The organism is Streptomyces sp. NPDC093801 (genome assembly GCF_040701585.1).
Lineage (GTDB): Bacteria > Actinomycetota > Actinomycetes > Streptomycetales > Streptomycetaceae > Streptomyces.
The window spans coordinates 171987-197031 of the sequence record NZ_JBFBDP010000004.1; the positions used below are offsets into that span (position 1 = coordinate 171987).

Annotated in this window: 21 protein-coding genes and 4 riboswitches; of the genes, 11 read left to right on the forward strand and 10 right to left on the reverse strand. The window is 70.7% G+C overall.

The features are described 5' to 3' along the window. Nucleotides 1-123: 123 nt before the first annotated feature. Genes AB0469_RS06020 through AB0469_RS06030 form a run of 3 tightly spaced genes read left to right on the forward strand, consistent with a single transcriptional unit; the run spans nt 124 to nt 3703 of the window. Nucleotides 124-1644, forward strand: coding sequence for an MmgE/PrpD family protein (locus AB0469_RS06020; RefSeq protein ID WP_366450115.1), 1521 nt, complete (start codon nt 124-126; stop codon nt 1642-1644). Further along, complete coding sequence (gene prpB, locus AB0469_RS06025) at nt 1644-2549, forward strand: methylisocitrate lyase (protein ID WP_366450116.1); 906 nt, start codon at nt 1644-1646, stop codon at nt 2547-2549. The genes AB0469_RS06020 and prpB overlap by 1 nt, the downstream gene beginning before the upstream one ends. Before the next feature lie 17 nt (nt 2550-2566). After that, nucleotides 2567-3703 carry a bifunctional 2-methylcitrate synthase/citrate synthase gene (locus AB0469_RS06030; RefSeq protein WP_366450117.1) on the forward strand — a complete coding sequence of 379 codons (1137 nt, stop codon included), beginning with the start codon at nt 2567-2569 and terminating at the stop codon, nt 3701-3703. Nucleotides 3704-3785: 82 nt separating this feature from the next. On the opposite strand, the gene AB0469_RS06035 is transcribed toward AB0469_RS06030, so the two are convergent. Both AB0469_RS06035 and AB0469_RS06040 read right to left on the reverse strand, forming a co-directional pair. Next, a complete protein-coding gene (locus AB0469_RS06035) occupies nt 3786-4619 on the reverse strand; it encodes a CbtA family protein (RefSeq protein WP_366450118.1) in 834 nt (277 codons plus the stop codon). Nucleotides 4620-4633: 14 nt separating this feature from the next. After that, nucleotides 4634-4861 (reverse strand): CbtB-domain containing protein, encoded by a 228-nt coding sequence (locus AB0469_RS06040; RefSeq protein ID WP_366450119.1) that lies wholly within the window; start codon nt 4859-4861, stop codon nt 4634-4636. 341 nt (nt 4862-5202) lie between these two features. On the opposite strand from AB0469_RS06040, the gene AB0469_RS06045 reads away from it, so the two are divergent. Further along, a complete protein-coding gene (locus AB0469_RS06045) occupies nt 5203-6057 on the forward strand; it encodes a S1 RNA-binding domain-containing protein (protein WP_366450242.1) in 855 nt (284 codons plus the stop codon). A 50-nt stretch (nt 6058-6107) separates the two neighbouring features. On the opposite strand, the gene AB0469_RS06050 is transcribed toward AB0469_RS06045, so the two are convergent. From AB0469_RS06050 to AB0469_RS06070, 5 genes are read right to left on the reverse strand one after another with little or no spacing between them, the layout of a single operon-like run. After that, nucleotides 6108-6884, reverse strand: coding sequence for an enoyl-CoA hydratase (locus tag AB0469_RS06050; protein ID WP_366450120.1), 777 nt, complete (start codon nt 6882-6884; stop codon nt 6108-6110). After that, nucleotides 6881-7795, reverse strand: a complete 915-nt coding sequence (gene mmsB, locus AB0469_RS06055; RefSeq protein ID WP_366450121.1) for a 3-hydroxyisobutyrate dehydrogenase — start codon at nt 7793-7795, stop codon at nt 6881-6883. The genes AB0469_RS06050 and mmsB overlap by 4 nt, the downstream gene beginning before the upstream one ends. Further along, entirely contained in the window at nt 7792-8892 is a 1101-nt protein-coding gene (locus tag AB0469_RS06060) for an enoyl-CoA hydratase/isomerase family protein (protein ID WP_366450122.1), read from the reverse strand. The genes mmsB and AB0469_RS06060 overlap by 4 nt, the downstream gene beginning before the upstream one ends. Next, nucleotides 8889-10043: an acyl-CoA dehydrogenase family protein gene (locus AB0469_RS06065; RefSeq protein WP_366450123.1), complete on the reverse strand. Its 1155-nt coding sequence runs from the start codon at nt 10041-10043 to the stop codon at nt 8889-8891. Before AB0469_RS06065 ends, AB0469_RS06060 begins: the two co-directional genes overlap by 4 nt. Then, nucleotides 10040-11539 (reverse strand): CoA-acylating methylmalonate-semialdehyde dehydrogenase, encoded by a 1500-nt coding sequence (locus AB0469_RS06070; protein ID WP_366450124.1) that lies wholly within the window; start codon nt 11537-11539, stop codon nt 10040-10042. The genes AB0469_RS06065 and AB0469_RS06070 overlap by 4 nt, the downstream gene beginning before the upstream one ends. A 192-nt stretch (nt 11540-11731) precedes the next feature. Next, nucleotides 11732-11917: riboswitch (cobalamin riboswitch) on the reverse strand. 48 nt (nt 11918-11965) lie between these two features. Here AB0469_RS06070 and AB0469_RS06075 point away from each other — a divergent pair. After that, nucleotides 11966-12886, forward strand: coding sequence for a cobalamin-binding protein (locus AB0469_RS06075; RefSeq protein WP_366450126.1), 921 nt, complete (start codon nt 11966-11968; stop codon nt 12884-12886). A 157-nt stretch (nt 12887-13043) separates the two neighbouring features. Beyond that, a riboswitch (cobalamin riboswitch) is annotated at nt 13044-13117 on the forward strand. 166 nt (nt 13118-13283) lie between these two features. Then, complete coding sequence (locus tag AB0469_RS06080) at nt 13284-13772, forward strand: DUF4430 domain-containing protein (protein ID WP_366450127.1); 489 nt, start codon at nt 13284-13286, stop codon at nt 13770-13772. 43 nt (nt 13773-13815) lie between these two features. On the opposite strand, the gene AB0469_RS06085 is transcribed toward AB0469_RS06080, so the two are convergent. Together AB0469_RS06085 and AB0469_RS06090 are read right to left on the reverse strand one after the other, a co-directional pair. Then, nucleotides 13816-14175: a hypothetical protein gene (locus tag AB0469_RS06085; protein ID WP_366450128.1), complete on the reverse strand. Its 360-nt coding sequence runs from the start codon at nt 14173-14175 to the stop codon at nt 13816-13818. 117 nt (nt 14176-14292) lie between these two features. Further along, nucleotides 14293-15705 carry a hypothetical protein gene (locus AB0469_RS06090; protein ID WP_366450129.1) on the reverse strand — a complete coding sequence of 471 codons (1413 nt, stop codon included), beginning with the start codon at nt 15703-15705 and terminating at the stop codon, nt 14293-14295. 96 nt (nt 15706-15801) lie between these two features. Beyond that, a riboswitch (cobalamin riboswitch) is annotated at nt 15802-15941 on the reverse strand. 76 nt (nt 15942-16017) lie between these two features. After that, nucleotides 16018-16154: riboswitch (cobalamin riboswitch) on the forward strand. Between the two features lie 112 nt (nt 16155-16266). Here AB0469_RS06090 and AB0469_RS06095 point away from each other — a divergent pair. Genes AB0469_RS06095 through AB0469_RS06115 form a run of 5 tightly spaced genes read left to right on the forward strand, consistent with a single transcriptional unit; the run spans nt 16267 to nt 23635 of the window. Continuing rightward, nucleotides 16267-19050 carry a prenyltransferase/squalene oxidase repeat-containing protein gene (locus AB0469_RS06095; protein ID WP_366450130.1) on the forward strand — a complete coding sequence of 928 codons (2784 nt, stop codon included), beginning with the start codon at nt 16267-16269 and terminating at the stop codon, nt 19048-19050. Continuing rightward, on the forward strand, nt 19047-19976 hold the full coding sequence (locus AB0469_RS06100) for a hypothetical protein (RefSeq protein WP_366450131.1): 930 nt from the start codon (nt 19047-19049) through the stop codon (nt 19974-19976). Before AB0469_RS06095 ends, AB0469_RS06100 begins: the two co-directional genes overlap by 4 nt. 4 nt (nt 19977-19980) lie before the next feature. Then, nucleotides 19981-21171: an energy-coupling factor transporter transmembrane component T gene (locus AB0469_RS06105; protein WP_366450132.1), complete on the forward strand. Its 1191-nt coding sequence runs from the start codon at nt 19981-19983 to the stop codon at nt 21169-21171. After that, entirely contained in the window at nt 21168-22823 is a 1656-nt protein-coding gene (locus AB0469_RS06110) for an ATP-binding cassette domain-containing protein (protein ID WP_366450133.1), read from the forward strand. The genes AB0469_RS06105 and AB0469_RS06110 overlap by 4 nt, the downstream gene beginning before the upstream one ends. Next, nucleotides 22820-23635, forward strand: coding sequence for an ECF transporter S component (locus AB0469_RS06115; protein ID WP_366450134.1), 816 nt, complete (start codon nt 22820-22822; stop codon nt 23633-23635). Before AB0469_RS06110 ends, AB0469_RS06115 begins: the two co-directional genes overlap by 4 nt. A gap of 179 nt (nt 23636-23814) precedes the next feature. Here the strand turns inward: AB0469_RS06115 and AB0469_RS06120 are convergent, their stop codons facing one another. Next, nucleotides 23815-24909 carry a HoxN/HupN/NixA family nickel/cobalt transporter gene (locus AB0469_RS06120; RefSeq protein WP_366450135.1) on the reverse strand — a complete coding sequence of 365 codons (1095 nt, stop codon included), beginning with the start codon at nt 24907-24909 and terminating at the stop codon, nt 23815-23817. Between the last annotated feature and the right edge of the window lie 136 nt (nt 24910-25045).

The window sequence follows — 25045 nt, forward strand, 5'->3', positions numbered from 1 at the left end:
CAAGATTCGCAGATTCGCAGGATTCGACGGTACTGATTCCGCAGGTTGGAGCTGTCGCATCGGCTCCGGATGCGGGGAAAGCTGAGGCATCGAAACCTTCGCTTTCCGCACCCGAGGAGTTCCGTGATCGAGCACGAGGTACGCGTCCATCCCAGCGCCGACCGCCTTCCGCGCGAGCGGCAGCTCGCCTGGAAGCTGGCCGAGGCGGCCACCGGCACCAAGCCGGCCGCCTCCCTCGACCCTCAGGCCGCCGACATGGCGGTGAACCGGATCGTGGACAACGCCTCCGTGGCCGTGGCCTCCCTGCTGCGCCGCCCGGTCGCGGTGGCCCGGGCCCAGGCCGTACCCCACCGGGCAGCACCCGGAGCCTCCGTCTTCGGGCTGCCGCCGGAGGTACGGGTCTCCCCCGAATGGGCGGCCTGGGCCAACGGCACGGCCGTGCGCGAGCTCGATTTCCACGACACCTTCCTGGCCGCCGACTACTCCCACCCGGGCGACAACATCCCGCCCCTGCTGGCCGTTGCCCAGCACACCGGCCGCTCGGGCGCCGACCTCCTGCGCGGCATCATCGCCGCCTACGAGGTCCACGTCGCCCTGGTCCGCGGCATCTGCCTGCACGAGCACCGCATCGACCACGTGGCCCACCTGAGTGCCGCCACCGCCTGCGGGCTCGGGGCGATGCTGGACCTCGACACGGCGACGGTCTACCAGGCTGTCCAGCAGGCGGTGCACACCACAACGGCCACCCGGCAGTCCCGCAAGGGAGAGATCTCCAGCTGGAAGGCCTACGCCCCGGCCTTCGCCGGAAAGGCCGCGATCGAGGCCGTCGACCGTGCAATGCGCGGCGAAGGCTCCCCCTCCCCCATCTACGAGGGGGAGGACGGCTTCCTCGCCCGGATGCTGAACGGACCGCAGGCCGCCTACACCGTGTCACTACCCGCCCCCGGAGAATCCCGGCGGGCGATCCTCGACACCTACACCAAGGAATACTCCGCCGAGTACCAGGCGCAGGCGATCATCGACCTCGCCCGCCGGATGCGCGAGAAGACCGGCCCGACCACCGCAATCCGCGAGGCCGTCCTGCACACCAGCCACCACACCCACCACGTGATCGGCTCCGGCTCCGGCGACCCCCAGAAATACGACCCGACGGCCAGCCGCGAAACCCTCGACCACTCCATCCCGTACATCCTCGCCGTCGCTCTGGAGGACGGCACTTGGCACCACGAGCGGTCCTACGCCCCCGAGCGCGCCCAGCGGCCCGCGACCGTCGAGCTGTGGAAGAGGATCTCCACCGTCGAGGACCCCGAGTGGACCCGCCGCTACCACCACCCCGACCCGGAGCGCCGGGCCTTCGGCGGACGCCTGGTCGTCACCCTCGACGACGGCAGCGTCATCGAGGACGAGCTGGGTGTCGCCGACGCGCACCCGGCCGGCGCGCGACCCTTCGACCGAGCCGCCTACACCGGCAAGTTCCGCACCCTGACCGAAGGCATTGTCACGGCCGGCGCCCAGGACCGCTTCCTCGACGCCGCCGGCCGGCTCGCGAAGTTGGACACCGACGGGCTCGCGGACCTGTTCCCCACGCTCGACACGGGCCGGACCGCCGCGTACGACGGGGCGCTCCCGAAGGGACTGTTCTGATGCTCCACACCCACACCACACCCGCCGCCAGGCGCCGGAGTTTCAGGAAACAGCTCTCCTCGGGGCGGCTGCTGCGCATGCCCGGCGCGATCAACCCGTACTCGGCCCGCCTCATCCAAGAGGCCGGCTTCGACGGCGTCTACCTCTCCGGAGCGGTACTCGCCGCCGACCTGGGGCTGCCCGACATCGGCCTGACGACCTCGACCGAGGTCGCGGCCCGCGCCCAGCAGATCACCCGGACCACCGACCTGCCCGCCCTCGTCGACGCCGACACCGGCTTCGGCGAACCGTTGAACGTCGCCCGCACCGTCCAGCTCATGGAGGACGCGGGCCTGGCCGGCCTCCACCTGGAGGACCAGGTCAATCCGAAGCGCTGCGGCCACCTCGACGGCAAGGCGCTCATCCCCCTCGATGCGATGCGGCGTCGGGTACGGGCAGCCGTCGACGCCCGACGCGATCCCGACTTCCTCCTCATGGCACGCACCGACGCCCGCTCCGTCGAAGGTCTGGAGGCGGCGATCGACCGCGCCAAGGCGTACGTGGACGCCGGAGCGGACGCGATCTTCCCAGAAGCTCTGGGCAGCGAGGTCGAGTTCGAGGCCTTCCGCAAGGCCGTCGACGTACCGCTGCTGGCCAACATGACCGAGTTCGGCAAGGGCCCGCTGCTGCCTGCCCGCGCCCTCGAGGACCTCGGCTACAACCTCGTCATCTACCCCGTGACCCTCTTCCGCCTCGCCATGGGCGCGGTCGAGGAGGGCTTGCGCACGATCGCGCAGGAGGGGACCCAGGAGTCCCTCCTCCCCCGCATGCAGACCCGCTCCCGCCTGTACGAGGTCCTCGACTACGAGGCGTACACCGCCTTCGACGGAAGCGTCTTCGACTTCACCCTGCCGCCCGGCACCTGACCCCACCGGAGTGAGCCATGACCGCCACCACCCCTGAGATCCACCGTGGCCTCGCCGGTGTCGTCGTCGACACCACCGCGATCTCCACGGTGATCGAGGCAACCAACTCCCTGACGTATCGCGGCTATCCGGTGCAGGAGCTGGCCGCGCACCGCTCCTTCGAGGAGGTCGCGTACCTGCTGTGGCACGGAGAGCTGCCGGACGCCGGAGAGCTGGAGCGGTTCCGGGCCCGGGAGCGGGCCCTGCGCCCGCTCGACCGCACCACGGCCGAACTGCTGGCCGGCCTGCCCCGGACCTGCCACCCCATGGACGTGCTCCGCACCGCTGTCAGCTTCTTCGGCGCGGAGGACCCCACCGAGGACGAGGAGGGCGCCGCCGGACATCTGACCAAGTCGCTGGGCCTGCTCGCCAAACTGCCGGTGGTCGTCGCCGCGGACCACCGGCGACGGCTCGGGGAAGATCCCATCCAGCCGGACCCGGAGCTCGGATACGCGGAGAACTTCTTCCACATGTGCTTCGGCGCGGTCCCGGCCCCCGAGGTGGTCCGCTGTTTCGAGATCTCGATGATCCTCTACGCCGAACACAGCTTCAACGCCTCGACCTTCACCGCCCGCGTTGTCACCTCCACCCTCTCCGACCTCTACAGCGCGGTCACGGCGGCGATCGGCGCGCTGAAGGGCCCCCTGCACGGCGGCGCCAACGAAGCGGTCATGCATATGTTGCGGGAGATCGGCGGCCCCGAGCAGGCCGCTGACTGGCTGGACCGGGCCCTGGCGGACAAGCGCAAGATCATGGGCTTCGGTCACCGGGTCTACAAGCACGGCGACTCCCGCGTTCCGATCATGCAGGAGGCCACCGACCGGCTCGTCGCCCGGGCCGCGAGCCCGGAGGTAACCCGGCTCACCGCACTCCACGCGGCCCTGCGCCACGCGATGATCGGCCGCAAGGGCATCCACCCGAACCTGGACTACCCCGCCGCACTCGCCTACCACCTGATGGGCTTCGACGTACCCATGTTCACTCCGCTGTTCGTCATGAGCAGGGTCACCGGGTGGACCGCCCACATCACCGAACAGCTCGCGCACAACGCACTGATCCGCCCCCTGGGCATCTACAACGGTCCGGATCAGCGCCCGCTCCCCCAGCCGGTCTGAGGATCGGGCAGCAATGGCCAGAGCCCTGTCTCCCCGCATGTGCGGGGAGACAGGGCTCTGGGCTGGCTGCAGGTTCCCTCGATCAGCCGAGAACCGGATCCGGCTGAGCAGCCGTCGCCTGCGCACCGGCGGGATCGGTGCGCTGGGCCAGGAGCCGCTGGGCGAGGACGCCGAAGACGATCCCGAACACCACCCACATCACGACCTGGACGGTCACCGACGCGACCCGGAACTCCCACAGCAGGGCTGCCGGGAACTCGGGCTTGACCGCGTCGGTGTTGTCCGGGAGCACCAGGAAGGCCAGCGCCGCGGCGACGACGAAACCCGCACCCGCGGTGAGGGTCGCGTTCCAATTACCCAGGCGCGGTGCCAGGCGCCTGCCCAGGATGATCGCGCCGACGCCGAGCAGGACGCTGAGCAGGATCATCAGGAAGAACAGCGTCGTGCGCTGCCCAATGGTGTCCGGGTTCCCGACGGCCGGCGGGCTGGCCGGGTACTTCAGGAACGGTACGAAATAGACGGTGGTGAAGGCACCGGCGGCCGTCAGTGCGGCGGTGCCCCGCGGGCTGAACCCGCCGACACGGCCAAGGACGAAGGAGAACGCGAGGGAGGCGATGCCGCCGAGCGCGACCCCGTAGACCAGGACACCGGTGGCCAGGCCGACGGTGGACTGGACCGGCCGGCTGACGAGCTCTTCCTCCTCCTCGGCGGGCGCAGCGGCCGCGCCGTGACCGGCGTGACCGGCGGCGGGGGCGGCGGGGGCGGCTTCCTTGGCGGCCGTGGCCTCTTCGACGGCGATGGAACCCCGAACCGGCGGCTCACCGACGACGTAGGCGACAGCGAAGGCGAACAGTCCGGCGATCAGGCCCGCGAGCATGCCGCGGACCAGCAGACCTCTGACAGTGGAGGCGTACATGGTGCGTGTGCCTCTCAGTGGCAGGGGAAGCCGAGCAGGTGGCGGCCGTCGTGGACCCACTCGTGGACGCCCTCGCCGGAGAACACGGCGGTCGCGCCCTGCTCCGCACCGACGAAGTACAGGGCCACGAGCATCAGCAGGCCGACGAACAGCGCCCAGGGCAGGACCGCGCGCACGGGCAGCGGAGCCGACGGCGACAGGGCGGTGGCGGGTATGGCAGCGGAAGCGACAGCCTCGGCCATGATGGAACCTCCTCGGGGAACAACGCGTCCCATACGGTGGTGCAGGACGACGGTCCTCGGGTCTGACTCGCCGCGCCGCCACCCGGAAGGTGTCGCCGCAGCACACAGTGGCGCGACCATGCCGGATTCACACCGGGCTTCCGTCTCGCCGTCGTCGCTATATGGAAATGTCGGCGTGAGGCTACAGCGTGCGACCGGTCCGACCAAGCGGATGAGTCCCTGATCACAGAGGCTGTCCGCTGCGCAAGACGCTCGGCTCCGGCAGGGGCGGATCGCGCGCTCACCAAGGAGACGCCCCCACTGCGGTGTGCTGAACAGCCCGGGATCATAGGGTGATCATCATGACCGATGCCCCATTGCAGGACGGAGCCAACAACCCCTTCGACGCCATCCGTGCCGGCGAAATCCGCACGGGTCGAGTCGTCAACATCTCGGACCACGAAGTGCTCGTTGAAATGGACGGATTCTCGGGCGCCAAGCCAGTCACAGCGCGCATCCTCAGCCGAGATCTATCACTCCACCTGTCTGAACATCCGTCCAAGGTGGTGGGCATCGGCCAGCGGCTCACCTTCGAGGTTTTCGAGATCGACCGCGAGCACGAGTACGTCTGGGGGTCGGCCTCCGCCTGTGAGGACCTGGCTCTGCGAGATTTCCTCTTGAGCCTCCGACGTGGTGCCATCCACAGGGGCCGGGTGCGTAGCGTCCACACTTACGGAGTCTTCGTGAACCTCGACGACGAGCCGGACGGTCTGTGCACGGGCTTCATTCGCGGGCCCGAACTGACCTGGGCCTGGATCAACGAGCCGGCCGATGTGGTCACGGTCGGACAGCCCGTCGTAGGGGAGATCCTCGACGTGAACAGGCGCCGAGGGCAGGTTCAGTTGTCCCTGAAGGCGCTCCAGACGAACCCTCTCGTACCGTTCAGGGAGCGAATCGGCCAGACCGCGGTCGGGCGGGTCACCACCTTGCTGTCGTTCGGGGCAGTCGTCCGTCTGGCCGAGGGTGTGGAGGGGTTCGTACACAACACCGAGCTGGCGGACGCGCCCGTCGACGATCCCGCTCGGATCGTCCGCGAAGGTGATGAGATCACGGTACGGATCGTCGCGGTCGACCTGGCTCGCCAACGGCTCTCCCTGTCCGCCAGGTCCTGTAGGACCCTGGAACGCCAGACTGACGAGCCGCGTCCAGGACGGTGACCAGCGTTCGGTGGACGGCTGGCCTGCCGTCCACCGAACGCTGCACGCGGTCAGCTGTGTGTGAAGTGCGGCGGGCGCTTGTCCACGAAGGCGGACATGCCCTCCTTCTGGTCGGCGGTGGCGAACACCGCGTGGAAGAGGCGGCGTTCGAAGCGGACGCCTTCGGCGAGGGTGGTCTCGAAGGCGCGGTTGACCGCCTCCTTAGCCATCATCGCGACCGGCTTGGACATCTCGGCGACCGTCGTCGCCACGGCGAGGGCCTCGGCGAGCAGTTCGTCCGCGGGCACGATCCGGGAGACAAGCCCGGCGCGTTCGGCTTCGGTGGCGTCCATGGTGCGGCCGGTCAGGCAGAGCTCCATGGCCTTGGCCTTGCCGACGGCGCGCGTCAGGCGCTGGGAGCCGCCGATGCCGGGGATGACTCCGAGCTTGATCTCGGGCTGGCCGAACTTCGCGGTGTCGGCGGCGAGCAGGATGTCGCAGAGCATGGCCAGTTCGCAGCCGCCGCCCAGCGCATAGCCGGAGACGGCGGCGAGCGTGGGGGTGCGGACCTGGCCGAGCCGGTCCCAGGCCGTGAACCAGTCGGAGAGGTACATGTCCATGTAGGACTGCGGGCGCATCTCCTTGATGTCGGCGCCGGCGGCGAAGGCCTTCGCGGAACCGGTCAGCACGATGCAGCCGACCTCCGGGTCCCGGTCCAGCTCCTCGGTGGCCGCCACGACCTCCGTCATCACCTGGAGGTTGAGGGCGTTGAGTGCCTCGGGCCGGTTGAGGGTGAGGACGGCGACGCGGCCCTTGCGTTCGAGCAGGATGGTCTCGTAGGTGGTCATGCGGGGTTTCCCATCTGGTTCGGTACACCGGGACGGAGCGTGCGGACGATCGCTGAGAAGTCCAGTCCCGCACCCTCCCCCTCGGCGAAGTCTGCGTACATCTGCGCGGCCTTGAGTCCCAGCGGTGCGTCCACTCCGCCGGCGCGCAGAGCGTTCGCGGCGAGCCCGAGGTCCTTGGCCATCAGCGGGGCGGCGAAGCCCGGCCGGTAGTCACGGTTGGCCGGACTGGTCGGGACGGGGCCGGGGACGGGGCAGTTGACGGTCAGGGCCCAGCACTGGCCCGAGGCGGTGGAGGCGACGTCGTACAGCGCCTGGTGATCCAGGCCGAGGCTCTCGGCCAGGACGAAGGCCTCGCTCACCCCGATCATGGAGACGGCGAGGATCATGTTGTTGCAGATCTTCGCGGCTTGGCCGGATCCTGCCGCACCGCAGTGCACGGCCTTCTTCCCCATGGCTCCGAGCAGTGGTTCGGCAGCAGCGAACTCGGCTTCCCCTCCGCCCGCCATGAAGGTGAGGGTCGCGGCTTCCGCGCCCACGACTCCCCCGGACACCGGGGCGTCCAGCCCCCGGTGGCCGGCCGCGACGACGGCCTCGTGCGCAGTCCGCGCGTCGGCCACGTCGATGGTGGAGCAGTCGACGAACAGGGTCCCGGGCCGGGCTGCGGCCAGGAGACCCTGTTCCCGGTAGAGGGAGAGGACGTGATGGCCGGCGGGGAGCATGGTGATCACCACGTCGGCCGCGGCGGCGGCCTCCGCGGCGGAGGGCGCCGGCTCGACGCCGGTGGCGGCAGCGGCGGCGAGCAGCTCGGGCACGAGGTCGAAGCCGAGGACGCGGTGGCCGGCCTTGACGAGGTTGGCGGCCATGGGCCCGCCCATGTGTCCGAGCCCGATGAATGCGACGGTGCTGCTCACCAGACGACCTCCTGCGACGAAGTGGTCGCGACGAGCCCGAGCTCGTTCGCGTCGAGCGGGGCGAAGTAGCGGTCCACTTCCGCGGGGGTGACGTCCTCCAGCGTGGCCGGGGACCACCGCGGGTTCCGGTCCTTGTCGATGACCTGGGCGCGGATGCCCTCCACCAGGTCGGGCGAGGACAGTGCCGCGCACGAGACGCGGTATTCCTGGTCCAGCACCCGCTCCAGCGGCCCCAGCTGCCGGGCCCCGCGCAGTGCGGCCAGGGTAACCTTGACCGCCGTCGGCGACTTGGACAGCAGGGTGTCCGCCGCGTCCTTCGCGGCGGACGAGCCCGAGGCCAGGAGCCGGGCCACGATCTCCTCGGCGGTGTCGGCGGCGTAGCAGTGGTCGATCCACTCGCCGCGCGCGGGGACGAGGGTCCCTGCGGGAGGCTCTTGCACGTGCCGCTGCAGCACTTCGTGTACGGAGTCCACGGCCAGCTCCCGGGACAGCGTGGGCAGCGCCTGCGCTGGGACGAAGTGGTCGGCGAGCCCGCACAGCAGCGCGTCGGCGGCGCCGACCGGGGCTCCCGTGAGTGCCAGGTGGGTGCCGAGCTCCCCCGGAGCCAGGGCGAGGAGGTAGGTGCCGCCGACGTCGGGGACGAACCCGATGCCGGTCTCGGGCATGGCGATCTTGGAGCGTTCGGTGACGATGCGGACGCTGCCGTGGGCGGAGACGCCCACTCCGCCGCCCATGACGATGCCGTCCATGAGGGCCACGTAGGGCTTGGGGTAGCGGGCGATCAGCGCGTTGAGCCGGTACTCGTCGCGCCAGAAGTCCGCCGAGGCGGTGCCACCGGTACGGGCGTCCTCGTAGATCGCGCGGATGTCCCCGCCCGCGCACAGGCCCCGGCCGCCGGCGCCGTCGATGACGACCACTTCGATGCCGGGGTCCTGCGCCCAGGCCGTGAGGGCCTGCTCGATGCGGAGCACCATCGGATGGCTGAGGGCGTTGAGGGCCTTGGGGCGGTTGAGGGTGAGGTAGGCAGCACGTCCCTCGGTGCGCAGGAGGACGTGGTCGCGGTCGTTGTCGTGGTCGTGAGGGGCTTCGTTGGTCATCGCAGGGTCTCCGTGAGTCCGCGCGCGACGATGACGCGCATGACCTCGTTCGTGCCTTCCAGGATCTGATGGACCCGCAGGTCGCGGACGATCTTCTCGATGCCGTACTCGCTCAGGTATCCGTATCCGCCGTGGAGCTGGAGGGCCGCGTCGGCCACCGCGTACCCGGTGTCGGTGGCGAACCGCTTGGCCATCGCGCACAGCCGCGGAGCCAGCGGATCCCCGGTATCCAGGGCCTCGGCGGCCTGGCGGACCAGCGCGCGGGCGGCGGCCAGTTCCGTGGCCATGTCGGCCAGCCGGAACTGGAGCGCCTGCGCGTCCAGCAGACGGGCGCCGAAGGCCTCGCGGTCGGCCAGGTAGGACAGCGAGCGATCGAGGGCGCTCTGCGCCCCGCCGAGCGAGCAGGCAGCGATGCCGAGCCGGCCGCCGTTGAGGCCGTTCATGGCGATGCGGAAGCCATCGCCCTCCGCGCCGAGCCGCCGGTCGGCAGGAATGCGAACACCGTCGAGGACCACCTGACGGGTCGGCTGCGCGTTCCAGCCCATCTTCCGTTCATTGGGGCCGAAGGAGACTCCCGGATCCTCGCGCTCGACCACAAAGGCGGAGATCCCGCCGGGGCCCGGCTCGCCGGTCCGGGCCATGACCACGTAGACGTCCGAGGCGCCGGCACCGGAGATGAACTGCTTGACCCCGGTCAGCACGTAGTGGTCGCCCTGGCGTTCGGCGCGGGTGCGCAGCGCGGCGGCGTCCGAGCCCGCGCCCGGTTCGGTCAGGCAGTAGCTGCCCAGGGTCGTCGCGGAGCAGAGGCCGGGCAGCCAGCGGGCGCGCTGGGCGTCGTCGCCGTAGCGGTCGATCATCCAGGCGACCATGTTGTGGATGGAGAGGTAGCCCGCGATGGACGGACAGCCCGTCGCGAGGGTCTCGAAGACGAGGACGCCGTCGCTGCGGGAGAGGCCGGAACCGCCCTGCTCCTCGCGTACGTACACGCCGGCGAGACCGAGTCCGGCCGCCCGGCGGATGACGTCGACGGGGAAGTGCTTGTCCTGGTCCCAGGCCACGGCATGGGGGGCGAGCTGCTCCTGCGCGAAGTCGAGGGTGACCTCGGCCAGGGCGAGCTGGTCCTCGGTGAGGGTGGTGGTCACCGCGCTCACCCCATCGTCGGGATGGTGAAGCTCGCGCCCTCCTTGACCCCGGAGGGCCAGCGCGAGGTGACGGTCTTCGTGCGGGTGTAGAAGCGGATCGAGTCCGGGCCGTGCTGGTTCAGGTCGCCGAAGCCGGACTTCTTCCAGCCTCCGAAGGTGTGGTAGGCGACGGGGACGGGGATCGGCACGTTGACGCCGACCATGCCGGTGTTGACCCGGCGGGAGAACTCGCGGGCGGTGTCCCCGTCCCGGGTGAAGATCGCCACGCCGTTGCCGAACGGGTGCTCGCTCGGCAGGCGCAGCGCCTCCTCGAAGTCTGCGGCCCGCACCACGGACAGGACGGGGCCGAAGATCTCCTCGCGGTAGATCCTCATCTGTGGGGAGACACGGTCGAAGAGGGACGCGCCGGCGAAGAAGCCGTTCTCGTGACCTTCCAGAGCGAAACCGCGTCCGTCAACGACGAGTTCGGCTCCCTCGTTGACGCCGATGTCGACGTAGCGGCGGACCCGGTCGAGGGCGTCGCGGCTCACCAGAGGGCCGAATTCCGCGTCAGGGTCATCGGAGCGACCGATCTTCAAGGTCGCGATGCGGTCCTTCAGGGCGGCGACCAGCTTGTCGGCGGTCTCCTCGCCGACGGGGACGGCGACGGAGATGGCCATGCAGCGTTCGCCGGCCGAGCCGTAGCCGGCGCCGATCAGGGCGTCGACGGCCTGGTCGAGGTCGGCGTCCGGCATCACGATCATGTGGTTCTTGGCCCCGCCGAAGCACTGGGCGCGCTTGCCGTGCGCGGCTGCGGTGGCGTAGATGTGCGCGGCGATCGGAGTGGAGCCGACGAAGCCGAGTGCCTGGACGCGGGGGTCTTCGAGGAGGGTGTCGACGGCTTCCTTCCCGCCGTTGACCACGTTGAGGACGCCCGGCGGCAGGCCGGCCTCCAGGAAGAGTTCCGCGAGGCGCAGCGGTACGGACGGGTCGCGCTCGGAGGGCTTGAGGATGAACGCGTTGCCGCAGGCCAGGGCGGGCGCGGCCTGCCAGAGGGGGATCATCGCGGGGAAGTTGAAGGGGGTGATCCCGGCGACGACACCGAGCGGGGAGCGCAGCGAGTGCACGTCGATCCCGGTGCCCGCGTTGTCGGTGAACTCGCCTTTGAGCAGGTGCGGGATACCTGCCGCGAACTCGACCACCTCCAGGCCGCGTTGCAGGTCGCCGTGGGCATCGGCGACGGTCTTGCCGTGCTCGGCCGACAACAGCCGGGCCAAGCTCTCGCGTTCACCCTCGACGAGCTGGAGGAAGCGCATCAGGACACGGGCGCGCCGCTGGGGGTTCCACTGCCCCCACTCGGCCTGCGCCTCCTCGGCGTTGGCGATGGCGGCCTCGGTGTCGGCGCGCCCGGCGAGCGGAACCCGGGCCTGGACGGCGCCAGTGTTGGGGTCGTACACGTCGGCGAAGAGCCCGGAGGAACCGGTGGTGTGCTTTCCGCCGATGAAATGGGTGAGTTCACGGACCATGGATGCCTGCTCTCGTCAGGTTGGATCCGGGGATGGCACGGCAGGCCGGCGGACCGCACCCGGGTAGGGGTGCGCCGCTGCGGGGAAGCCGTGAGAACTACGAGCGCGCGAAATCGGTGTGCGCGCGCTCCGCCGGATCACCAGGGTCGTGGGTACAAACCGGTGTCATGCGTGTCTGCTCCATCCTCGTGGACAACACGGAACATCCGCGGCCGGTATCCTGACTCCCGGATCACCGCGCGCCGCCCGCCTTCCCGACAGACCTCGTCAGTGGCGTGTGGATGGCAGCACACTCCCCGGTCACAGTGGCGGGACCGTGCCGGTTTCTCACCGGCTTCCCTGCACCGCGGACCTTGTGCCACGAACATATAGTTGGACGTCCTAGTAAGTCCAGACCCACCGCTCGGGCGGGCCTAGAGTCGTGGCATGCGCATCGTCTCCCTGCTCCCCGCGGCCACGGACATCGTGGCGGACCTCGGACTCGCCGCCGACCTGGTCGGACGCACCCACGAATGCGACTGGCCTCCCGCGACGGTCGCCTCCGTGCCCGTGGTCACCCGCGCCGAATTCGACGCGGACGCACTCAGCAGCCGGGAAATCTCCGCCGCGGTCGGTGGCGCGGCGCACAGCGGCTCCTCGCTCTACACCCTGGACACGGAGGCACTCGCGGCGCTCGCACCCGACGTCCTGCTCACCCAGGACCTGTGCCGGGTCTGCGCGGTGTCCTACGAGGGCGTCTCCCGGGCGGTGCGCCTCATGGACGCCGGACCGCGCGTGCTGAGCCTGGAACCGAGGACCCTGGACGACGTCCTGGACTGCCTGGTCACCGTGGGCGACCTGCTGGGAGTCCGGGAAACGGCCGAACGGCGGCGCACGGAGCTGCTCGGCCGGCTCGCCGGGGTCCGACGCGCCGTGGCAAGCTGGCCGAGGCCGCGGGTGGTGGCCGTCGAGTGGCTCGACCCGCTGTGGCCCGCCGGCCACTGGGTACCCGAACAGATCGCCGCGGCGGGCGGCGAGCCGCTACTGGCCGGGCCGGGCGAGCACACCGGGCCGATGACGTGGGAGGCGGTACGCGAGGCACGCCCGGACGTGGTCCTCGTCCTGCCGTGCGGGTTCCCGCCCGAGCGGACCCTGACGGAGCTCGACCTGCTCACCTCGCTGCCGGACTGGGAGGAGCTGCCCGCCGTACGGGCGGGCGAGGTGTGGGTGCTGGACGGCCCCGCCTACTTCAATCGGCCAGGTCCGCGCGTGGTCCGGGGTGCCGAAGTACTCGCCCACGTGTTGCACGGGGCGCAGGCCGGAGACCCGGTGACCGAGGCGGAGGCACGGCGGCTGGGCGGGGCGTAGCGCCCCCTTCCGGCCGAAGGCGGCTCGCCGGGACGGAGCCGATGTGTTCACGCGATCATCTCTCGGGATCCGCTTCCGGCGCACCCCCACCAGACCGTACGATGCGTTCTGCTCCGGCCCACACGGCGGGGCTCACAATCGAATGCATGCACAGCTGGGGGAAGCCGGTGGGAATCCGGCACTGACCTGCAACCGTGAACGGGCCGCTGGGCACCGTGAGTCGGAGTACCCGGGGTGCACTGCGTACTGCTTCTCACTGTCATGGTCTGCAGCGCGAAGCCCCCACCCCGGGCCTGCGTCCCCTGCCCTTTTCCTCTTGGAAACGAGCAGGGGACGGGCACGTGCGGCGGAGGGACCGTCGGCTCAGACCCGTCGTCCCTCTCAGGAAGTAGGCATCATGCGCCAGCTCCTCGCCCGCCGCTCCGTGATCACCACGGTCGCCCTCGGTCTCGCTCTCGCCACCGCTCCGGCCGCGGCCGAGGCCGCCCCCAAGCCGAACCCGAACGCGGCCGTCAGGGTCAGCCTCACCGTTCAGGGCCCCGACGGGCTGCTGTTCAAGGGCAAGATCACGACCAAGGGCCACGACGTCACCACGGTGACCGGTGGCACGCACAAGTGCGACGGCACCAACGGCGGCGCCAACCCGTCCAAGGTCCCCACCCCGACCGCGGCCCTCGACGACGCGGCCCGCCTGAACTACTTCGCCTGGGACGGCACCTGGTACGCGTCCTTCGACGACTTCTCCGTCGACACCATCAAGAACGTCAGCGGCGGCGGCTCCGCCTACTGGAGCATCGCCGTCAACGGCACCCCCACCCCGGTCGGCGGCTGCCAGTTCAAGCTCAACGCCGGTGACCAGGTGTCCTTCACCTGGACGTCCTTCTAGTCCGTTCCGAAGTCCGTGCCACCGGGCCCGCTCCGTCGGTCCGCTAGCGCTTGCCTCCACGGCCGTTCGCCGAGCCGGGCGATGCGTCCGACTGCTTTCCGATGACTCGTTGGGCCTGCTCGACCGCTGCTTCCAGAGCGCTGAGCAGGCCCTTCGGCGCCTGTCGGGAGGCATCAGGTCCACTGTGGGAAGTCTCCGCGGGGACCTCGCCCGCCCGGAGCAGGGCACACATCGCCCCGGCCACCCGGGTCAAGGAGGTGAGCGCCTCCCGTGTCATGCGCAACCGCACTACGTGGGAGCCGAACTGGCGCCGTGACGCGGCGAGACTCTCGTACTCCTGTTCCGTGAGGGCGACCAACTGCACCCCGTCGACCATCACATGACGCGGCACAATCTTCGCCATCCCCGACCCTTCCGGCGTCATGGGCAAACGCCCTGCTTTCACGTTGCCTGTCCTCCAATAGTGCAACAGTGCGGGTTGCGGGCCGGGGGCCCGCAACCCGCACTGTGGCCGAAATGATCAGACACCCCACCGCAGGGCGATCGTGTCGCCCACGTTGATGACCTTGTTGCGGGCGGCGCCGGCGAACGCGGACCCGTCCACGCTCACCTTCCACGTGTTGGAGCCGCTGTTGGCCTTGCCGTTGACGTCGGTGATGGTGCCGGTCCCGGAGGACGGCGTGACGCTGGTGACGCAACCGGACGGAGCGGCGGCGGTCACCGCGGCGTTGAGGACGTCACCCAGTGTGGTGGTCGTCCCGGTCGGCGTGAAGGCCACCGAGCACACCTTGAGATTGCCGGCCCCGTCATCGACGGTCAGTGCCAGCTTCGTCGCCGTGCCGGCGGTGAAGGTGGACTGGGAAACCCACTGCGGTGCGCCGGGGGTGACCGGGACGGGCGGAGCGGTGGTGAAGCCACCGCCTGCGACGGCGCGCAGGGCGTCGATGGAGGAGTAGGCCGACGGGCTGGTGTCGGCGGGCTGGTACTTGAAGCCGCCTGCCGGGTTGTACTGGTTGGCGATGAGGAAGTCGATCGGGGTCTTGCCGCTACCGGTGAGGAAATCGCCCGTCTGCGGGTTGAAACCGCAGGCGTTCAGCCCCGCGACGCCCCAGCCGTTGGAGCTGGTGTTGACCCCGTAGAGGGAATTGAACGCGCCGCTGCTGGAGACGAGCTTGCTCTTGAGGAAGTTCTTCGCCTGGACGACGTCCGCGTCCGTATTGGGAACGCCGGAGACGCACAGGGCCGCCATCGCCGCGCCGGTCATGTCCACATCGCCCGCGGAGTTGAGGACGGTGGGGTTGCCCTCGGCCTTGTTATAGGTCCAGCCGCCGTCCACGTGCTGGTTGGCCCGGATGCGGGTGACCATGGAGTCGGTCAGGGCCTGCGGGACGCGCGCGCCGCCGGCCTGGGTCTTGGCTCCGCCCAGTGAAAGGGCCGCGAAGACGGTGCCGTTGAAGTTCCCGGACGGGCCGAAGTAGCCGGCCTCGGCGGTCTGCCAGTAGGAGTAGATGTTGGCGATGAGGTTGCGGGAGGCCGAGACGCGGGCCGGGTCGATGCCGGCGGCGTACGCGTTGAGGGTGCCGCGCTCGTAGTCGGTGACGACCGGGGAGGCCTGCGGCCAGCCCGCCGTCGAAAGCAGGTTGCGGTAGACCGTCCGCGCGTTCTTCGTCGTGTCACCACCCGGGTAGACATCGACGACGGCCGTGCCGGTGGCCGCGAAGGCGCTGAACGCCCACTCGTTGGACAGGCCGCTGCCCGCGTACGAACCGTCGGCGGCCTGGAGGGACTTGAGGTACGTCACGCCGTTGGTCTTGGACGTGGCGATCTGCGCGGGCGAGGAGGTGGCGAACGCCGGCAGGGTCGTGAGGGCGAGGGCGCCCAGTGCTGCGGGCACCGCAAGGGTGAGGCGGCGGGAAGTGCGGGTACGGGTCATGGCCTGCTCCTGGAATGGGGGACGCCGACCTGACCGTGGCTCGTGCGGGCGGGCAGCCCGGAGCTCGGTGGCGGCCGTCCGAACGCGTGGTACGGCTGGTGATGTGCCATGCCGCATGGGCATTCGGGCTTGGTGACGGCCCCCTGCCGTCCCACACCGCTGCGCGTCAGCCCCGGATTCGCACCAGGTTCCCCCATGTGGCAGCCCAGGACGCTACCCGAGTGATCAAGGCTCCGCCAGCCGCTGCGCTGGAGACCGGTCGAGCGGTGCCGGAGCCGTGGCACATGAGACGCAGACCACCTTGACGCTGTCTTTATCAACGTGGTCCACTCCGACTGATAAGCACTCAGCTCCAGGGGAAGCCGGTCGAAATCCGGCGCTGACCCGCAACCGTAGGCCCGGTTCCATCCGGGCGAGTCGGAATGCCTGGAGTCAGGTTTTTGCAGCGAGAAACGCCGTCGCGGACTACGGCGTGGTTCGAACGGCCTCCCCGTGTGCCCAACGGGCTGCGGAAGCCTCTTCACCACGCACTGGTCCGCCCGGCCGACACGAGGGGCCGTGGTGGGGACCGCACAGCAAGCAGAGCGACACCTGGGGAGCAAGGGGCTGTTGTCGCTCGTATCGGCGGCGTTGCTGACCTTCGCCGCGAGCGTGGCCTTCGTGGGCGGGACGGTGTCCGCCTCGGCCGACCCGATCGAGCAGTGCACGGCCACCGCCGGGGCGATCGTCGCGGTGGACTTCGGCCCGTTCGGCGGCAAGGTGGAGAAGGGCTGCGACACCACCCCCACCACCGGCTACGAGCTGCTGCAGACCGCCGGCTTCACCATGGAGGGCACCGTCCACGACGGCCCCGCCTTCATCTGCCGCATCGGCAAGGGCACCGGTACGCAGTACCCCACGCCGGACAAGGAGCCCTGCGTACTCACCCCGCAGGCCACCGCCTACTGGTCGTACTGGACCGCCTCGCCCGGTCAGCGCAAGTGGTCCTACAGCCAGCAAGGGGCCATGGCCCGGAACCCGAAGCCGGGTGATGTGGAGGCTTGGGTCTACGGCGGCACGGACATCGAGGGCACCAAGGGCAAGCCGTCCTTCTCCCCCGACGACGTCCGCGGTTTCACCACCCCCGACCCGACCGTCCCGACGGCCCCGCCCAAGGTACCGGCCGGGCGTGTCGACGTACCCGCGACCACCCGCTGGGTCACCGGGACGCTGACGGACGGGGAGCGCGTCGTCGACGAAGGCTCCACCACCCCGAACCACTTCCTCACCACGGAAGCCGCCTTCGCCCTCGCGGCGGCCGACCGCAAGAGCCCAGTGGCGAAGAAGATCGCTGACTTCCTCGCCACGCCCGCGCAGACCGACGCGTACGCCTACCCGGCCGGAAAGGACGGCATCCCGGACGCCACCGCCGCGGCCCGGCTCGCCCTGGTCGCCGAAGCCACCGGCAAAGACCCGCGCGTGTTCGGCGGGCACGACCTGCTCGGCGACCTCGTCAAGTACGCCTGCCCCCGCGACATCGGCGACGGCGACACGGTCGAAGGCTGCCTCACCAAGGGCGACTTCCGTACCACCGGGCAGGCCGACGCCCAGGCCATGGCCGTCATCGCCCTGGTCAACGCCGGTATGACCCCGCCCCCCGGCTCAGTTGCCCGGCTGACCGTCCTGCAGTGCGAGGACGGCGGATTCACCAGCGTCCTCATCCGCCCCGGCAGTCCGGGCTGCGAGAGCGAGGCCGGCGCCACCGGCCTCATCACCCTCGCCCTTGAGCGGGCCGGCGGCCACGAGGCCGTGCTCCAGAAGGCCCGCAGCTACCTGAAGAGGTCCCAGCTGACGACCGGCGCCTGGCCGGCCCTCTACTACGAGACGACCGGCAACCCGGCCGCCACCGCCTGGGCCTCGCAGGCACTGCGCGCCCTCGGCGACGAGGCGTTCGCGGACGCCGGCGTCTCCTATCTCTCCAAGCACCAGCTCCCGACCGGCGGATTCGGCTTCGCCGAGGACGACACCGAATCGAGGCTGTACCCCACCGCCACGGCCGCGGCCGCGGGCGCCGGCACTGATCTGGCCAGCCTGACCGCCAAGCCGGCCGAACCGCCGGCACCGACGAACCCGCCGACCACGCCCCCGTCTGGTGAAGGACCCGACCTCAAGAAGGGCACCGCGTACCTGACGGCCCCGTCCCGCCTGGTCCAGGGCCGCTTCTACGAGAGCCAGCCCGGCTCCGGCTTCGCCGACTACGGCCTGACCATCGACGGCGCGTACGCCCTCGCCGCCACCGGCCAGGACAACGCCGCCCTGCGCAACATCGTCGACTTCATGGACAAGGGCGGCAAGGACGGCCAGAAGCGCGGCATCCACGACTGGACCCTCGTCGGCACCACGTACGCGAACGGCGGCTCCATCGGCAAGACCGCCGTACTCGCCGAAGCCGTGGGCCGAGACCCCCGGAACTTCGGCGGCCAGGATCTGATCGCCGCACTCGCCAAGATCACCTGCCAGGCGAAGACCGACACCCGCCAGGAGTGCGCGGCCAAGGGCAACTACGCCTACGCCACGTCCGTCTTCAAGCAGTCCCTCGGCGTCATGGCCCAGCTCCGCGCCGGCGAGAAGGCCGCCGCGGCCGAGCCGGCCGCGTACCTCAAGAGCCTCCAGGATCCCTCGGGCGCCTGGGTCAGCCTGATCGGGGAACCCAGCGGCCCCGAAGTGGACTCCACCGCCATGGCCGCCATGACCGTGGACCTCCTCCCCGACGCCGACTCCCAGGCCGCGGTGGACAAGGCGCTCGCCTGGCTCGCCACCCAGCAGAAGGACGACGGCGGCTTCCCCGGCGCCTCCGGCAACTCCGTGAACTCCGCGGCCCTCGCCATCCAGGGGCTCTCACTCGACGCACCCAAGTACGGCACCCAGATCGCCAAGGCCCGGAAGTTCCTGGTGAGCCAGCAGAACAGCGACGGCGGGTTCAACGTCGCCAAGGGCGGCCAGACCGGCTCCGACCTCCGCGCCTCCACCCAGGCCGTCGGCGGCGCCACCGGCATCTCCTTCGGCACGCTGACCCGCGACCTCACCGGCACCACCCCCCAGCCCATCCCCAGCACGACCGGAGGTACTTCTGGAGGCACCTCTGGAGGAAGCTCCGGCGGCAACGGCTCGCCCGTCATCGTGACCCCGGGCGAGAACGGCGGCAGCACAGGATCCGCAGGCGGCTCCGGCTCCGGTGGCGGACCTCTCGCCTCGACCGGAGCCCAGGTCGGCACGCTGGCCGCTGCCGCGCTGGTCCTGACCCTCGGCGGCTGGGGCCTGACCCGCGCCGCGAAGCGCCGCCGCCGGACGGGAGCGGGAGCATGAGCCGCAACCGCGTCGTACGCGCCCTCGCCAGGACCGCCGCCGCGCTGGGGCTGACGGTGGCCGCCTTCGCCGCCACCGCGGCCCCCGCCGGCGCCGCACCGCAGCCCATGGGCCAGTGCACCACCTCCTCGGGGGTCGTACTCGCCGTGGACTTCAGCCACTGGGGCGGCCCCGTCTACCGCTCCTGCGGCACCACCCCCACCACCGGCTACGAACTCCTCAACCAGGGCGGCTGGGCCACCACCGGCACCGGCCACGACGGCCCCGCCTTCATCTGCCGCATCGGCTACAGCGGACACCAGGGCGGCAAGCAGTACCCCACCCCGCAGCAGGACGACTGCGTCCTGACCCCGCCGGCCTCCGCCTACTGGTCGTACTGGCACGCGAACCCCGGCCAGAACACCTGGGAGTACAGCCAGCTCGGCGCCATGCTCTACAAGCCGAAGCCCGGCAGCGTCGACCTGTGGATCTTCGGCGGCACGAACATCGAGGGCACCGAGGGCAAGCCCACCGTCACCCCCGACCAGCTCCGCGCCAAGAACACCCAGCCGACCGGCGGCCCCGCGCCGAAGGACACCCGCACGGCCGCTCCCCTGCCTCCGAACGTCAACACCGGTCCCCGCCCGGAGAACCCGCCCCCAGCCGCCCCGCAGACTCCGACCCCGCTGCCCAGCTCCACGCCTTCGGAGAGCCCCTCGGCCTCGCCGAGCCCTTCCGAGAGCGTCTCGCCGACGCCCTCCGCGCCTCCTTCCGCCAGTGCTCCGGCTGTGGCCGCGCCCGGCCCCCAGGTGGTCGAAGCCGCACCTGCCGCCGACGCGAAGCATGATGTCGGCTCGTACCTGCCCGCCGTCGCCACCGGAGCGCTGGTGCTGCTGATCGGTGCCGCGGCCGTGTACGCCGCCAAGCGCCGCCGTCGTACGGAGTAGCCGCGTGCCACGCACCACCACCTCGACGCAGGCGGCGAAGCCGCCCGTGTCCGGCCTCTCGCCGGACACGGGCGGCCGCCGCCTGCCCCGCACCCTGCACCCCGTCGCCTGGTGGATCTGGGCCCTCGCCCTCGCCACCGCCGTCAGCCGCACCAACAACCCGCTGCTGCTCTTCCTCGTCCTCGCGGTCCTCGGCTACGTCATCACCATGCGCCGCACCGAGGCGCCCTGGGCCCGCGGCTTCAAGTACTACCTCTACCTCGCACTGACCGTCGTCACGATCCGCGTCACCTTCCGCGCGATCTTCGCCACCGGCATCACCCCCCGTGACCACTTCCTCTTCTCCCTCCCCCACATCCCCACCCCCGACTGGTACGCGGGCATCCAACTCGGCGGCCCCGTCTCCCTGGAAGCCCTCCTCTCCGCCGCGACGGACGGACTACGCCTGGCCTGCATGCTCTGCTGCATCGGCGCCGCCAACACCCTCGCCAACCCCAAACGAGCCCTGCGCGTACTGCCCGGCGCCCTCTACGAACTGGGCGTCGCCGTCACCGTCTCCATCAGCGTCGCCCCGCAGCTCGTCCAGAGCGTGCAGCGCGTCCACCGCGCCAAGCGCCTGCGGGCAGGACGCTCGAAGGGACTGCGCGCCCTGCGCGGCATCATCGTCCCCGTCCTGGAGGACGCACTCGAACGGTCCCTGCGCCTGGCCGCCGCCATGGACTCCCGCGGCTACGGTCGCGCGGGCACGGCCACCCGGCGTTCCCGCCGCCTGACCGGCACCCTGATGCTGCTCGGCATGTGCGGCCTGTGCGCCGGGGCCTACGGACTGCTCGACGCGACCGCGCCGAAGCTGCTCGGGCTCCCGGCCATGGGCGCCGGAGCCGTGCTGTGCTTCGCCGGGCTGCGCCTGGGAGGCCGCCGGATCACACGGACCGCGTACCGACCCGACCCGTGGCGCTTCGCCGAATGGGCCGTCGCCGGCTGCGGCGTCCTCTCCGCCGTCCTGCTCTTCGCCAACGTCGGCTTCAATGCGGCCGAGCTCAACCCCTCCATCTACCCGCTCAGTTGGCCCACCCTGCCGCTCGTGCCGGCCGCCGCGATCCTCCTCGCGGGAGCCGCCGGCTTCCTGGCCCCGCCGCCGGCCGCTCCGGCCCGGGCGGCCGTCCCGCCCCAGCGCACCGAGGAACCCAAGTGATCCACTTCGACCAGGTCACCGTCCAGTACGAGGACACGGCCGAACCGGTCCTGCGCGACGTCGACCTAACCGTCGAGGAAGGCGAACTCTGCCTCGTCGTCGGCCACACCGGCGTCGGCAAGTCCACCCTCCTCGGCGCCGTCAACGGGCTCGTCCCACACTTCACCGGCGGCACCCTGTACGGCCGCGTACTCGTCGACGGCCGCAACACGGCCGAGCACCCGCCCCGCGAACTCGCCGACGTCGTCGGCGTCGTGGGCCAGGACCCGCTCGACGGGTTCGTCACCGACACCGTCGAGGAGGAACTCGCCTACGCCATGGAGCAGCTGGCGGTCCCCCCGGCGACGATGCGCAAGCGCGTGGAGGAGACCCTCGACCTCCTCGGCCTCGCCGACCTGCGCCACCGCGCCCTGCACGAGCTCTCGGGCGGCCAGCAGCAGCGGGTCGCCATCGGCTCCGTCCTCACCGCCCATCCCCGCGTGCTCGTGCTGGACGAGCCCACCTCCGCCCTGGACCCGACGGCCGCGGAGGAGGTCCTGGCGGCCGTCACCCGGCTCGTCCACGACCTCGGCGTCACCGTCCTCCTCGCCGAACACCGCCTGGAGCGCGTGGTCCAGTACGCCGACCGCGTCATCCACCTGCCCGGCAACGGCCGGGTCGTCTCCGGCACACCCGCCGAGATCTTCCGCACCTCCTCCATCGCCCCGCCCATCGTCGAACTGGGCCGCGCCGCGGGCTGGGCCCCCCTGCCCCTCTCGATCCGCGACGCCCGCCGGGCCGCGGCCCCTCTGCGGTCCCGGCTCGCCGGAGTCACGCCACCGCCGGTACGCCCGGCACCCGCAGCCGATGCCACCACGCTGCTGACGGCTCACGGTGTGACGGTGACCTACCAGGGCGTCCCAGCCGTCCGCGAGGTCGACCTCGACCTGCGCGGCGGTGAGATCACCGCGCTCATGGGCCGCAACGGCTCCGGCAAGTCCTCCCTCCTGTGGGCCCTCCAGGGCTCCGGACCGCGTAAGGCCGGCTCCGTGGCCGTCGGCGCCGCAGGCGACTCGAAGCCGCTGGACCCCCGGAAGCTGTCGGCCGCGGACGCCCGACAGCTGGTCGGGCTGGTCCCGCAGACCCCCACCGACCTCCTCTACCTGGAGAGCGTCAAGCAGGAACTCGACCAGGCCGACGCCGAGTCCGGCGTCGCCGCCGACGGGATCCGGGCCCGCACCATCCTGGACCGGCTCGCACCCGGCATCCCCGACGCCACCCACCCCCGCGACCTGTCCGAGGGCCAGAAGCTCGCCCTCGTCCTCGCGATCCAGCTGACCGCCGCACCCCGGGTGCTCCTCCTCGACGAGCCCACCCGCGGGCTCGACTACCGGGCGAAGAGCGAGCTGATCCGCATCGTCGATGACCTCGCCGCAGAAGGCAGGGCCGTCGTGATCTCCACTCACGACGTCGAGTTCGTCGCCCGCGCCGCCGACCGCGTCGTCGTCATGGCGGAAGGCGACGTCGTCGCCGACGGCCCCACCACCGAGGTAATCGTCGCCTCCCCCGTCTTCGCCCCCCAGACCGCGAAGATCCTCGCCCCGCTCCCCTACCTCACGGTCGCCCAGGCGGCCGCCACCCTCACCGACGACGAGACGGACCCGGCCTCATGACCGCACGCGCCGCAGCCATCCGGATCAACGCGCGCGCCGGCATCGTCATCGCCATGGCGGCCTTCCTCGGCATCGTCGCCTTCTTCTGGCCGTTCCTCGTCGCGCCAGGGAAGTTCGGGTCGAACTACGCCCCGCCGCTGATCTTCGGCGTCCTGCTCGTCATCGTGCTCTGCGTCGTCATCTCCGAGATCGCCGAGGGCGGCATCAACTCCAAGGCCCTCGCCATGCTGGGCGTCCTGTCGGCTGTCAACGCGGCCATCCGCCCCCTGGGCGCGGGCACGGCGGGAATCGAGACCGTCTTCTTCATCCTCGTCCTCGCCGGCCGGGTCTACGGCCCGGGCTTCGGCTTCACCCTGGGCTGCACCTCCCTCTTCGCCTCCGCCCTCATCACCGGCGGCGTCGGGCCGTGGATGCCGTACCAGATGTTCGGCTGCGCCTTCGTGGGCATGCTGGCCGGTTTCCTCCCGAAGGCCACCGGCCGCAAGGAAGTCGCGATGCTCGCCGTCTACGGCTCCGTCTCCGGCTACCTCTTCGGCTTCCTCCTCAACCTCTCCTTCTGGCCCTTCTCCCTCGACCCCAACAGCTCCATCGCCTACCTCCCCGGCCTGCCGTTCACCGAACAGTTCCACCGCTACCTCGCCTTCGACCTCGCCACCTCCCTCGGCTGGGACACCGGCCGCGCCGTCACCAACTTCATCTGCGTCTGCCTGGCCGGCCCGGCCGTCCTCACCGTCTTCCGCCGAGCGGCCCGCAAAGCCCGCTTCCAAGCCCCGGTCAGCTTCAAGCCCAGCACGATCCCGGCTGAGAAGTGAGCTGCAACGCTCGCACCCGGCGCTCCGAGCCGCAGCGCACCCCGCGACTCTCGGCGGAGTGACCTGACAGAGACCTCCGGGAGATCACAACGGCCGGCGCCGGAAGCGGTCAGCCCGTGAAACGGCGCTGGGGCCCCTTCCCCGTCTGCAGGAAAGGAGACCCCAGTCCCGCCGCAGGGTCACGGCTGCCGGTCTGTTCCCGCCTCGCCTCCCGCGTGGGCGGGCTGGAGGTCAGCAGTCCACTTCTCCTCGATACGGCCGAACCTCCAGACTGCGAACGCGACGATCCACGTGGCGATGAAGAGGCCCACGATGAGGTAGCCGATGATGTTGAGGTCGAGGCTGCCGACCCAGTCCCAGAACGGTCCGTGCAGGTCGAGCTTCTCGCCGACGAGACCCAGCAGCTCGACCGTGCCGATGATCAGGGCTACGGCCACCGACAGGCCGGTGATGGTGAGGTTGTAATAGACCTTGCGGACCGGCTTGGAGAAGGCCCAGCCGTAGGCGAAGTTCATGAACGAGCCGTCGATCGTGTCCAGGAGCGACATCCCCGCCGCGAAGAGGACCGGCAGGCAGAGGATCGCGTACCAGGGCAGCCCGGAAGCGGCACCGGTCCCGGCGAGGACCAGCAGGGCGATCTCGGTGGCGGTGTCGAAGCCGAGCCCGAACAGCATCCCGAGCGGGTACATCTGCCAGGGCTTGGTGATCGACCGCATCAGCCGGCCCAGGAGGCGGTTCATGAAGCCGCGGTTGTTCAGCTGCTCCTCCAGGGCGGCTTCGTCGAACTGCCCGGAGCGCATCTCGCGGAACACCTTCCAGATCCCGGCCAGGATCACGAGGTTGATGATCGCGATGGCGTAGAGGAAGACGCCGGAGACCGTGGTGCCGATCCAGCCGGTGATGTTGTGGAGCTGGGAGTCGTCGTTCTCGACGGGGCCGGCGAGGGCCTTGATCCCGAGGGAGAGCAGTACGGCGAGGGCGAAGACGATGGTGGAGTGGCCCAGCGAGAACCAGAAGCCGACCGACAGGGGGCGCTGGCCCTCGTGCATGAGCTTGCGGGTGGTGTTGTCGATCGCGGCGATGTGGTCGGCGTCGAAGGCGTGCCGCATGCCCAGGGTGTAGGCGGTGACGCCGATCCCGATGCCGAAGGTCTTCTCGCCCAGGCTGTAGTGCTCGGGCGCGACGATCGCGACGAGGGTGAACCAGCCGATGACGTGGAGAGCGGCGATGAACGCGGTCATCCCGGCCACCCGCCGCCACTCCGCCCGGGTCATGGACCCGGTGAAGCGTTGCCATCGGGAGCGAGAAGGCGCTGGTGGGACAGGTACGGCGGCGGTCATGGGTGTCTTCTCTCGGTCGCGTTCCACATCTATCGCCAAGAGAGTGCTCTTGCAACCTGTGTGCAGGAGC